Raw genomic sequence first — 11,466 nt, 5'->3', positions numbered from 1 at the left:
CTGATCGGCGCCCGGTCGCGGATCACGGCGCCGTGGTCTCGGGCCCGAGCGCTGCGACGATGCGGCACATCCACCGCGCGATCAGCCACAATAGACGGCAATAGATGCAAGTTGCAACGCTGTGCGATCAGGCGGCTACTCTCTGACACTCTTCCGAACGGGGCGTCGGTGTCCGGGCGGCAGAGGGGCCATCATGAACGACGGTGAACGACAGCTTCAGGATCAACTCGGCACTCGGGAGCGGGCCGACGCCTTCGCCGCGCGGCAGACCTTGCCCCGCCTCAACGATCGGATGCGCCACTTCATCGGCCGGCAGGAGATGATGTTCCTGGCCACGGCAGACCGCTCCGGCGCGTGCGACAACACGTTCCGGGCCGGCCCGCCCGGATTCGTCCGGGTGCTCGACGACGAGCGCCTCAGCTGGCCGGAGTACCGGGGCAACGGGGTACTGGCGAGCCTCGGCAACATCACCGAGAACGCCCAGGTCGGGCTGCTCTTCATCGACTTCCGGGAGGTCATCGGCCTGCACGTGAACGGCACCGCGGAGATCGTCGAGGACCCGGACGAGCGGGCGGGCACGCCACCGGGGTTGCGGGCGCGGTTGTGGGTGGTCGTCCGGGTGCACGAGGCCTACATCCACTGCGCGAAGCACATTCCCCGGATGGTGAAGATCCCCCGGCAGCGTGGCCGGCTCCCGGAGTCGGAACAGCGCATCAAGAAGAGCGACTACTTCATTCCGGACCCGGCAACCCGCCCCCTGCCCACGCAGGAAGATGCGCGCCGAGTGAGTTGAGTGATTCGATCGTGATGTAACCCACTCCTTTCGTTGTTGAAGTTTCAAGAGCAACCGGCGAATAGTGTTGGTGAAACTTCAACAACCATGGGGGTTGGCCATGACGGTGACGATCGGCCGGGAGACGGCGCGCGTGAGTCCTCCGGAGGCACGAGTCCGCACCCGCGTCACGGTGCCACTGGAGTTCCCGGACGGCTACCGCACCACCGCCGAGGTGTTCACCTTCATCGGCCTCGCCGACGGGCGCGAGCACCTGGCCCTCGGCCTCGGCGACTGGCGCACGGCGACGAACCCCCTGGTCCGCCCGCACAGCGAGTGCCTCACCGGGGACGTCTTCGGCAGCCAGCGCTGCGACTGCGGCCCGCAGCTGCGCGAGGCCGCCGAGCGGATCACCGAGCAGGGCGGCATCCTGCTCTACCTGCGCCAGGAGGGCCGCGGCATCGGGCTGTACGCGAAGCTCGACGCCTACGCGCTCCAGGACACCGGCCTGGACACCTACGAGGCGAACCTGGCGCTCGGGCACGGCGAGGACGAGCGGGACTACACCGCCGCCGCGCAGATGCTGCTCGCCCTGGGCGTCGACCGGATCCGCCTGCTCAGCAACAACCCGGACAAGGCGGGCCAGCTCGGCGACCTCGGCGTCGAGGTGACGGAGCAGATCCGCACGGGAGTTCACCTGTCCGAAGCGAACGCCCGGTACCTTGCTGCCAAGCGCGACCACACCGCGCACACCCTCGACCTGACCGGTGCCGCATGACGTCTTACACCGATGCCGACCGCTTCTGGACGCGATCGGCCATCGACCTCTCCCGGCTCTCCCCGCCGTCGCCGACGCACTACGCGGTCGGCGCGGTGGTGGTCGGCGCGGCCGGCAACCCGATGGCCACCGGTTACACCGGGGAGACCGACCCGCACTTCCACGCCGAGGAGGAGGCGCTCGCCAAGCTGGCCGGGCGCGGCCTCGACCTGGCCGGAGCGACGATCTACACCTCGCTGGAGCCGTGCACCACCCGCAAGTCCCGCCCGGTCTCGTGCACCGAGCTGATCCTCGCCTCCGGCATCCGCCGGGTGGTGCTGGCGCTGCGCGAGCCGCTGCACTTCGCCGACTGCACCGGGGTGGAGACGCTCCAGGCGCACGGCATCGAGGTGCTCGAGGTTCCGGACCTGGGCGACGCGGTACGGGACATCAACGCCCACGTCATGGGGATGCAAACGACATGATTCAGGATGCCGTCGTGACCGCCCACCCGGAGCCGGACTGGCTGAGCAGCCCCGAGATGGCCGCCTGGCTGAATCTCACCCAGCTGCTGATGCTGCTGCCGAGCGCGCTCGACCGGCAGCTGCGCGACGACGCCGGCATCCCTCACGCGTATTACCAGATCCTCGCGACGCTCAGCGGCGCTCCGGGCCGGTCGATGCGGATGACCGACCTGGCCCGGATGGTGGGCACCACCACCAGCCGCCTGTCGCACGCGGTCGCGAGCCTGGAGCAGCGCGGCTGGATGGCCCGCAAGGCGTGCGCCTTCGACAAGCGGGGTCAGATCGCCTCGCTCACCGACGAGGGCATGGCGGTGCTGGCGGCGGCGGCCCCGGGCCACGTCGCCGAGGTCCGCCGGCTGATCTTCGACCACCTCTCGCCGGCCGAGGTCGACCAGCTCCGGGAGATCACCGGCAAGATCCTCCCCGCGGTCACCGCCTGATCGGACCCCTCAGGCGGCGAAGGCGCGCTCGCCGGTGACCGACCACACCTCGGCGATCCGGTCGCCGGTCACGTGCAGCAGGTCGATCCCGCCGCGGTGCACGCCGGGCCGCCGCACGCTCCACCGCATGACGAAGCCCCGGTCCCCGGCGATCGGCGGTTCGTCGAGGGAGAACCGCGGTCCCTCGCGCTGTTTGCGGAAGTCCTCGACATAGGCGGACATCGCGGCCGGTCCGCGGACCTCGTCGCCGGCCAGCGCGGCCTCGTCGCCGCCGCCGAAGTGGATCCGGAAGTCGTCGGTCAGCAGTGTCCCGGCCCGCCCGAGGTCGCCGTTCCAGAAGGCGACCCAGGCATCGGCCAGTTCGTCGGCACGCGACATGCTTCGTTCTCCTCGCTCGTGGGAAACGCTGCTGAACCCATCCTGCGAGGACGCGGCGACACCGTGCTGTCGGCGTTTCCCGGTCAGCCCTCCTGGCCGGTGCGGCCGCGGATGACCGGGTGGACCTGGAACTCGGCGCACCCGCCGGACCAGGTGAGCTTGACCGAGTCGCGCTGTTTCGGCGGGCTGACCCGGATGCTGGTGATCTGCTGGCAGGCGGTGCCGTCCGGGTTGGCGTTCAGCGCCTCGATCACGGCGGACGCCGTCTCGCCCTTCTTCAGCAGGTAGGGCGAGGGCTCGCCGGTGCTGTCGGCGAGGCCGCCGCCGTAACCGTTCGGGGTCTTCGCGGCCGTGGCGCCGTCGCCGGTGACGACCGTCGGGTAACCCTCGATCCAGCAGTCCGCTCCGGTGTTGCGGAAGTGCACCGGGGCGATGCTGTGCCCGGCGGCGCCGTCCGCGTCGTCGACCGTGATCTTCAAGTCGGCGGTGGCGCAGGTGGGCGCGTCCGGGTCGCCGGGGTCGCTGGTCGGCGTCGACGTCTTCGTCGTCGTCTTCTTCGGCGTCGTGCCGGCGTTCTTGGCCTTAGTGGTGGTCGTGGGCGCGGCCTCCGCCGTCGGAGTCGTGGACGCGGCCGGGGCAGCCGGAGCCGCCACGGTGTCCTGCTTGCAGGCGGTCAGCGCGACCAGCGCGGCAACCGCTACGGCCGGGACAGCGAGAACGGGACGCCAGTTCATCGTGGATTCCTCAAGGTCTGAGATGGATCAACAGGACCACCCCGAACACTAGGGAAACCTGGGAACGCCTCCATCCCATCTTCGTGCCACGGCGTGACATCTAGGCCACGGCGAGAACCGGCACGATCCGAACCGTCCGCCGATACGCCGTGGCGCACAGCACCCCGAGCACCCCGATCAGCAGCCAGCCGGCCGTCAGCGCGATCCCCGACCCGGCCGCCCCGCCGTGCGCGGTCAACGCCCGCACCGCGAACACCGGACCGTACGTCGGCAGGTAGCTCGCCACCGTGGCGAGCGTCCCCGGCACCCCGGAGACCACGACGGTGGCCAGCGCGATCACCGGCACCACCACGCCGAGCAGCCGGCCGGTCGCGCCGAACCCGACCACCAGGGCCTGCACCACCAGCGCGAACACGACCGCGATCAGCCCGTCGACGGCCAGCAGGGCGAGCAGCCGCCACGGGCCGAGACGCAGGAACACCTCGGCGGCCGCGGTCACCACGAGAGCCTGGCCCAGGGCGTACCGAAGCAGGGGGTTGAAATTGATCATCGCGAGGCGCCAGGTCGGGCCGCGCCAGGTGAGCGGGTCGCGGCCCCGATAGGGCAGCAGCAGCGCGCCCAGCCAGAGCACGAGCACCACGATCGGACCGGCGGCGAGCCCGCCCAGGTCGCCGAAGCCGTGTCCGGTGGCGGCGATCGGGGTGGCCGCGACGGCGCGCAGGTGCTCCCGTTCCGCGGCCGAGTAGGTCGGCACCTGGGCACGGCCGTCGTCCAGGGCGCCGGCCAGGTCGGACGCGCCGCCGGCGAGCTGGGTCGACCCGTCGGCGAGGTGGCGTCCGGCGGCGCCGGCCTGCCGTACGCCGGACGTCAGTTGATCGGCGCCGGAGGCGGCGTCCCGCGCGCCGGCCGCGAGGTCGTCCGCTCCCCCGGCCAGCCGCCGCGCGCCGTCGCGGAGCGCGGCCGCACCCCTCGCCGCCTTCCCGGCACCGGTCCGGAGCTCGCCGGCCCCGTCCGCGAGCTGCCCGGCCGCGTGGTGCACGGTGACCGCGCCGGTCGCGGCCTGCTTGATCCCGCCGGCCAGCTGCGGGGTGCGGTCGGCGAGCCGGTCGGCGCCGTCGGCGACCCGCTGCGCGCCGTCGGCCAGATCGGTGATCCCGTCGCGGACCTCGACCACCTTGGCGCGGACCCCGGACTTGGCCGACTCGGCGTCGCCGCTGGCGTCGACGAGCCGGTCGGCGGCCTCGCGCAGCTGCGCGCACACGTCCGCCGGTGTCTGACACTGATCAGCCAGCTCGCGGGCCTGCCGCGCCGCCGAGGTGAGATCGGGGAGCCGATCGATACCGGTCACCACCTGGTTCGCGATCGGCACGACGGTGTCCGCGAGCCGCTGGTTGCCGTCGGCGACCTGCCGCGCGCCGTCGGCCAGCGCCCGGGTTTGCGCGGGCAGCTCGGCGGTGCCTCTGCGCAGCGTGGTGAGGCCGTCGGCCAGTTGCTTCGTGCCGCCGGCGAGCTGGTCGGCGCCGTCGGCCAGGCGGGAGGCGCCTGCGGCGAGCTGCCCGGTTCCGGTCGCCAGCGTGCCGGCGCCGTCGCGGAGCCGTGCCGTCCCACCGGCCAGAGTGGACGCACCGGCACTGAGCTGGTCGGTGCCGTCGGCCAGCGCGCCGCTGCCGGCGGCGAGCCGGCCGAGCCCGATCACCAGCCGGTTGTTGCCGTCGGCGACCCGGCTCGCGCCGTCGGACACCTTGCCGGCGCCGTCCGCGGCCTCGCCGAGCTGGTCGTGCATCTTGCCGAAGCCCAGGTAGACGTTGTCCAGGTAGGTCTCGACCACGGTCTGATTGAGGGTCGCGACCGCGGCGTCGGTCAGGGTCCGGCTGATCACCGGATCAAACCCGTTCGACGTACGGGAGGAGGTCACGTCCACCCGGGCCCGCTCCGCTGTCGCCGGCTCGGCGTTGCCGGTGGAGATCGCGGCGCGGGAGAAGTTCGCCGGGATGGTGACCGCGACCGCGTACTTCCCGGAGTCGAGCCCGGCCGCGGCGTCGTCCGCGTCGGTGAGCACCCAGGTGTAGTTGTCGCCGGTGTGCGCGACCAGCTTGGCGGCCAGTTCCCGGCCGAGCGGGATGGTCTGCCCGGCACGCTCGACCGGCTCGTCGCCGTTGACGATCGCGGCGGTCACCGTGGCCAGCCGGGCGGCCGGGTCGTGGAAGGCGGCCAGCAGCGCGGTCACGGCCAGCAGCGGCACGAGCAGCGCCCCGATCCACTTCTTCGTCATGCGGACACCTTGATGCTCGTCGGGATCTGGGGATCGTGACCGGAACCGGTCACCAGGACCGTGCTGCCGCGGTCGACCGCGGCCCGCAGGCCGGCCAGCACCGCCGCGCGGTCGGGCACCCGGTCGAAGCCGTCGATCAGCAGCAGCGGCGGCGTCACGGCGGCGGCCGCCAGGATCTCGGCGGGGTCCGGGCGGCGGATCAGGACGACCTCGTCGCGTACCTCGGAAGCGCGCTGCGGCAGGACCCGCCCGAGCGTCTTCATCCGGCCCGGCACGCTGGTGGCCCGGCCGCCGACGGCGAGCAGGAAGGCGCTCGCCGCCTTCTGGTCGCCCACCACGGTGACGATCTCGCCGGGCCCGATGCGCACCTGGTCGGTGGCGACCACGTCGGTGGCGCCCGGTTCCGGCCAGTCGGCCAGGGCGAGTTCCCGGGTGACGCCCTCGCCCTCCACGTCGAACGACGGCAGGACCCGGTCCAGCCGCGGCGGCAGCCACCAGGCCCGGTCGCCGAGCAGCGCCAGCACCGCCGGGACCAGCGTCATCCGGACCAGGAACGCGTCCACGAAGACGCCGACGGCCAGGCTCAGCGCGATCGGTTTGACCGTCGCGGCGCTCTCCGGGACGAACGCGGCGAAGACGGCGAACATGATCGCGGCGGCGGCCACCACGACCGGCGCGGAGGCCCGGAACCCGGCGCCGATCGCGTGCCGGGCGTCGCCGGTGTGCACGTACTCCTCGCGGATCCGGGAGACCAGGAAGACCTCGTAGTCCATCGCGAGTCCGAACAGGACACCCATCAGGATGATCGGCAGGAAGCTGATCACGCTGCCGGTGTGCGCCACGTTCAGCTCGCCGGCCAGCCAGCCGCGCTGGAAGACCAGCGCGGTCACCCCGAACGCCGCGCCGACCGAGAGCAGGTAGCCGACGGTCGCCTTGATCGGCACCGCGATCGACCGGAACACCATGGTGAGCAGCACCAGCGACAGCCCGGCCACCAGGATCCCGAACGGCACCAGCGCGCCGCCGAGCCGCGCCGACACGTCCACGCCGACCGCGGTGATGCCGGTGACCGCGGTGGGCACGCCGTATTCGGCGCGCAGGTGCGGCTCCAGGGCGCGCAGCCGGGCGACCAGCGCGACGGTGTCCGGCGAGTCCGGCGCACTGGCCGGGATCACCTGCACGATGCCGATCTCGGCCTTGGGGTTCGGCGTGGCGATCGGCACCAGCGCCACCCCGGGCACCTTCGCGATCTCCGCGCCCAGCCGGTTCATCAGCCCGACCGGGTCGTGCGAGGCGATGATGTCCGCGGTGACCAGCAGCGGACCGTTGTAGCCCGGCCCGAACTCCGCGGTGATCGCGTCGTAGGTCTGCCGGGCCGCGCTGCCCGGCGCCTCACTCGCCCCGTCCGGCAGCGCCAGCCGCAGCTCGGTGGCCGGCAGCGCGAGCGCGCCGAGCCCGATCAGCAGCGTCACGATGGTGATCACCGGCCGGCGCGTCGCCACCGCGACCCAGCGCGCATAGACATCGATCTGCCGCTTGCGCGGCTTCTTCCGGCCTTGCGGCTTTTTCCGGCCTCGCGGCCGCAGGCGTTCGCCGGCCAGTGACAGGAGCGCCGGCATCAGGGTGACGGCTATCAGTACGGCGATCGCCACGGCCACCGCCGCGCACAGTCCCATCGTGGTGAGGAACGGGATGTCCGCCACCACCAGCCCGACCAGGGCGATCACCACGGTCAGGCCGGCGAAGACGACCGCCGAGCCGGCCGTGGCGGTCGCCCGGGCGATCGAGTCGGCGACCGGCAGGCCGTCCCGGAGCTGGTCGCGGTGCCGGGACAGGATGAACAGCGCATAGTCGATGCCGACCGCGAGGCCGAGCATCATCGCCAGGGTGACCGCGGTGGACGGGACGGTGATCACCCGGGTGGCGCCGTAGAGCAGGCCGACCGAGAGCCCGACCCCGAGGATCGCGGTGAGCAGCGGCAAGCCGGCCGCGACCAGGGAGCCGAAAGTGATCAGCAGGACCATCAGCGCGACGACCAGGCCGAGCCCCTCGACCGGGCTGGGCTTCGGCACCCGGTCGGCGTAGGCGTCCCCGCCGACTCTGACCCTCGCGCCCCGGATCTCGTTCTGCAGATCCTTGCCGATCTTGTCGACGGCGGCCTTGGTAGCCGGCTTGACGTCCATGAAGGCGACGTCGAACTGAACCGTGATGATCGCCGCGCGACCGGTGCGGTTGCCTTTGAATCGCTCGTCGAACGGCGAGATCACCGTGATCACCTGGTCGACCCGCGTGGCCTCGGCTACCGCGTCGGTGATCGGTTTCCGGGCCTCGACCGGATCCACCCCGGTGATCACGAGCTGCGCGGAGGAGCCGCTGACCTCGGGAAAGACCCGCTTGAGGGTGTCCAGGGCCTGCTGCGACTCGGAGCCGGGGATGGTGAAGGCGTCGTCGGTGCCGCGGGCGATCAGCAGCCCGCCGCCGGCCAGCACCAGCAGGGCGAGCAGCCAGGCGACCAGGGTGCGGCCGCGATGGCGGACCACGGAGACGGCCAAGCGGTGAAGCGCGGAAGACACGGCGAGCCCCTAACCTGCACAGGTGCGTGCAGGTTAGCGTTATTGCTCAGTCGTGTGCAACTTTCAGATTCCGCGCCTGCGCCACGGCCTCCTCCGCGGCCTTGAGCGGCAGTCCCGCCGCGATCAGCACCCCGGTGGCGACCGCGACGCCGTCGTCCGACCAGACGCCGTCGTTCACCGCCTGGATCATCGACAGGGTCATCCCCTGCAGAGCCAGCGTCAGCAGCTCGGGCGGCAGGTGGGTGGCGAACCGGCCGCTCGCCCGGCCACGGACCAGCAGCTCCACGCCCTGCGCGCGGATCGGGGCGAGCAGCTCGTGCAGCCGCGACACGCTGCCCAGATCCGCGTCGGCCAGGGTCATCAGCAGCCGGTACTCCGCGCCGACGGTCCACACGGTGAGCGCGAAGTCGGCGAGGGCGACCTCCGGGTCGAGCCCCGAACGGTCGGTGCCGCCGAGTGCGCCGAGCAGGTGCCCGGAGACCTTGTCGGAGAGGCCGTCGAGCAGCGCGTCCCGGGTCGGGAAGTGGGCGTACACGGTCCGCCGGACCACGCCGGCGGCCTGGGCCAGGTCGTCCATGCTGGCCGTCGGGTTGCGGGAGAGCAGGTCCTGGGCCGCTCGCAGAATCCGGTCCCGGTTCGCCTCGGCGTCGCGGCGTTTGGCTGGCATGTCGCACAGAGTAGTGCCGCGTTTCGCGACTTCTGGCGGCACCGGTACGGCTATTGACCCGTGCCGTTCGGTGGGGCGGGGTAACCGGCCCGGGGGATTCCGCGCCCGGCCCGCATCACGGATCGTGGGGTTGTCACCGTAGGTGACCATCGGCTCGACACCGTGGATCCGTGCCGGGGAGCCCTCATGATCAACCGACCGCTTTCCCGTCTCCTCGCACTGACCGCGGCCCTGGTCGCCACCCTCACGGTGCTGGTCGCCGCCGGTCCACCACCGACCGCCGCGGCCACCCGCCCGCCCCGGGTGTTCCGCGAGCTCGCCTACGCCCCCGCGCAGCCGGCCGGCACCCGCGGCCACCTGCTCGATCTCTACCTACCGGCGGAATCGGCCACCGCCCCGCACCCCCTGCTGATCGTGATGGGCGGCAGCGGCTGGCTCGCCGACGACGGCAAGGGCTACGCCCCGGCGCTCGTCCCCTACTTCACCTCGCACGGTTTCGTGGTCGCCGGCGTGTCCACCCGCTCCAGCCAGCAGGCGCTCTTCCCGGCCCAGGTGAATGACGTCCAGGCGGCGATCCGCTGGCTGCGCGCCCACGCCGCCCGCTACGAGTTCGACCCGGACCGGATCGCCGTGCTGGGCGACTCGTCGGGCGGCTGGACCGCCCTGATGGCCGGCTTCACCGGCACCGGCGTGCGCGCCGTGGTCGACCTGTACGCCCCGATCGACTTCGGCCAGATGGACGCGCACATGCTGCCCGGCGCATGCTCGTCGTTCAACGCGGCGTTCCACCTGGACGCCTGCCACGCCTCACCGCTCTCACCGGAGTCCTCGCTGCTCGGCTGCCCGATCCTGACCTGCCCGGCCCGGGTCGCCGCGGCCGATCCGATCGCCCGCCTGACCCCGGCGGCCCCACCGGTCCTGATCATCCACGGCACCGAGGACGGCCTGGTGCCGCTGCACCAGAGCGAACTGCTCTTCGATGCCCTGACCACCGCCGCGGTGCCGACGACCTTCTACACGGTCCCGGGGGTCGGCCACAACCGCGACATCGTCTCCCCGGACCACGCCCCGGCCACGGTCCGCCACGTCGGCAAGCCCCTGACCGCGGACGCCGACCACCCGACATATGCGGTGATCGAGTCCTTCGTGCGGGCCGCTTCCGGCTTGCCCGGCCGCTGACGGAGCCGCCTTCATGGAGCCGCAAGCCGCACGCGCCGTAGAGGTGCCCCCGGTAGGAATCGAACCTACGACCTGCGGTTTAGGAAACCGTCGCTCTATCCCCTGAGCTACGAGGGCGCAAGTCGTGATGTTACCTGACCAGCGGCGACCACCCGCACCCGATAACACCCAGCGCTGACCAGCGGTGCCGTCGGCGGGAGGATCCGGCAGACGGATCGCAGGGCGGACAGCGCCACCACGAGGGCTGGCCCACCATCGCGTGACCATCGGTGACCGACTGCGGATGGCGGCCCCTTCGGGCCACCGCTACACTCCATTGACGTCCATCTAAGTCGAGCTAGCGGTGTCCAGGGAAGCGAGCGATGCGGAAAACCATCATCAGCGCCGTCATCACGCTGCTTTCGGCGGCGGCAGGGCTGGCGGTCACGGCCACGCCCGCCGCGGCGATCGCCAACGGCGACCTCGTCCCCCTCGGCCAGTACGCCTTCTCGGTGAAACTGACCATGACCGGTATCCCGACCGCGGACGGCGGACGACGCAACAGCGCCTGTTCCGGCGCGCTCATCGCACCACGATGGGTGATCACCGCCGGGCACTGCTTCCGGACCTTCGACAACGTCCGGGTCGAATACCCGGTGGCCGACCTGACCACCGCAACCGTCGGGCGCACCGACCTCACCCAGACCGACGTCGGGCACGAAATCAAAATCGTCGCTGTGCGGCAGTCCCCGACCGCCGACGTTGCCCTCGCGATGCTGGAGACCCCGGTCCGCGACATCAAGCCGATCCGCCTGGGGCGCAAGCCGCCCGCCATCGGCGCCATCGTGCGGGTAACCGGCTACGGCTCGACCACCAGCGTCAACCCGGCACCGGTCACTTGGCTGCGGACCGGGCAGATGAGCGTCGTCTCACTGACCGACGCGGTCACCGGCCTGACCGGGTATGCCCCGCACCCGGACACCACCCCCTGTCCGTACGACTCCGGCGCACCGATCTTCCTCGAACACGGCCACGGCCGTCCCGTCCTGATCGCGGTGGACAGCAACGGGCCCAGCTGTCCCCACACCGGCGTCGAAAACGGCGCCCGCACCGACAACATCGCCAATTGGATCCTCGCCGTTGTCAAAACGCGCGTGCCCGCCACCGCTCGGTAGCCGACAGCCCGGCGGC

At 71.9% G+C, this 11,466-nt stretch carries 11 protein-coding genes and 1 tRNA gene; 6 read left to right on the top strand and 6 right to left on the bottom strand.

All coding sequences use genetic code 11. The features are described from left to right. Positions 1 to 193 precede the first annotated feature (193 nt). The 4 genes from Aiant_RS23890 to Aiant_RS23875 all read left to right on the top strand — a co-directional run bounded on the left by Aiant_RS23890 (position 194) and on the right by Aiant_RS23875 (position 2,493). A complete protein-coding gene (locus Aiant_RS23890) occupies positions 194 to 793 on the top strand; it encodes a pyridoxamine 5'-phosphate oxidase family protein (protein WP_189329091.1) in 600 nt (199 codons plus the stop codon). A 100-nt stretch (positions 794 to 893) separates the two neighbouring features. Continuing rightward, positions 894 to 1,550, top strand: coding sequence for a GTP cyclohydrolase II (locus tag Aiant_RS23885; protein WP_189329090.1), 657 nt, complete (start codon positions 894 to 896; stop codon positions 1,548 to 1,550). Beyond that, positions 1,547 to 2,014 (top strand): deaminase, encoded by a 468-nt coding sequence (locus Aiant_RS23880; protein ID WP_189329089.1) that lies wholly within the window; start codon positions 1,547 to 1,549, stop codon positions 2,012 to 2,014. The genes Aiant_RS23885 and Aiant_RS23880 overlap by 4 nt, the downstream gene beginning before the upstream one ends. Further along, on the top strand, positions 2,011 to 2,493 hold the full coding sequence (locus Aiant_RS23875) for a MarR family winged helix-turn-helix transcriptional regulator (RefSeq protein WP_189329088.1): 483 nt from the start codon (positions 2,011 to 2,013) through the stop codon (positions 2,491 to 2,493). Before Aiant_RS23880 ends, Aiant_RS23875 begins: the two co-directional genes overlap by 4 nt. A gap of 9 nt (positions 2,494 to 2,502) precedes the next feature. Here the strand turns inward: Aiant_RS23875 and Aiant_RS23870 are convergent, their stop codons facing one another. The 5 genes from Aiant_RS23870 to Aiant_RS23850 all read right to left on the bottom strand — a co-directional run bounded on the left by Aiant_RS23870 (position 2,503) and on the right by Aiant_RS23850 (position 9,117). Further along, positions 2,503 to 2,871, bottom strand: a complete 369-nt coding sequence (locus Aiant_RS23870) for a nuclear transport factor 2 family protein (protein WP_189329087.1) — start codon at positions 2,869 to 2,871, stop codon at positions 2,503 to 2,505. 83 nt (positions 2,872 to 2,954) lie between these two features. Then, positions 2,955 to 3,605 carry a DUF4232 domain-containing protein gene (locus Aiant_RS23865; protein ID WP_189329086.1) on the bottom strand — a complete coding sequence of 217 codons (651 nt, stop codon included), beginning with the start codon at positions 3,603 to 3,605 and terminating at the stop codon, positions 2,955 to 2,957. Positions 3,606 to 3,705: 100 nt separating this feature from the next. After that, on the bottom strand, positions 3,706 to 5,877 hold the full coding sequence (locus Aiant_RS23860) for a YhgE/Pip domain-containing protein (protein WP_189329085.1): 2,172 nt from the start codon (positions 5,875 to 5,877) through the stop codon (positions 3,706 to 3,708). Beyond that, positions 5,874 to 8,450, bottom strand: coding sequence for an MMPL family transporter (locus tag Aiant_RS23855; protein ID WP_189329084.1), 2,577 nt, complete (start codon positions 8,448 to 8,450; stop codon positions 5,874 to 5,876). The genes Aiant_RS23860 and Aiant_RS23855 overlap by 4 nt, the downstream gene beginning before the upstream one ends. Positions 8,451 to 8,496: 46 nt before the next feature. Further along, entirely contained in the window at positions 8,497 to 9,117 is a 621-nt protein-coding gene (locus Aiant_RS23850; protein WP_189329083.1) for a TetR/AcrR family transcriptional regulator, read from the bottom strand. A gap of 186 nt (positions 9,118 to 9,303) precedes the next feature. Here Aiant_RS23850 and Aiant_RS23845 point away from each other — a divergent pair, with 186 nt between their 5' ends. Next, positions 9,304 to 10,296, top strand: a complete 993-nt coding sequence (locus Aiant_RS23845; protein ID WP_189329082.1) for an alpha/beta hydrolase — start codon at positions 9,304 to 9,306, stop codon at positions 10,294 to 10,296. Between the two features lie 44 nt (positions 10,297 to 10,340). On the opposite strand, the gene Aiant_RS23840 is transcribed toward Aiant_RS23845, so the two are convergent. Then, a tRNA-Arg gene (locus tag Aiant_RS23840) sits at positions 10,341 to 10,413 on the bottom strand. A 245-nt stretch (positions 10,414 to 10,658) separates the two neighbouring features. Between Aiant_RS23840 and Aiant_RS23835 the strand changes: the two genes are divergently transcribed. Further along, positions 10,659 to 11,450 carry a S1 family peptidase gene (locus Aiant_RS23835; RefSeq protein WP_189329081.1) on the top strand — a complete coding sequence of 264 codons (792 nt, stop codon included), beginning with the start codon at positions 10,659 to 10,661 and terminating at the stop codon, positions 11,448 to 11,450. Positions 11,451 to 11,466 lie beyond the last annotated feature (16 nt).

The sequence above is a fragment of the Actinoplanes ianthinogenes genome (assembly GCF_018324205.1).
GTDB lineage: Bacteria > Actinomycetota > Actinomycetes > Mycobacteriales > Micromonosporaceae > Actinoplanes > Actinoplanes ianthinogenes.
Note: the sequence above shows the minus strand (reverse complement) of the source record. Positions and strands in the feature narration are given on the sequence as shown.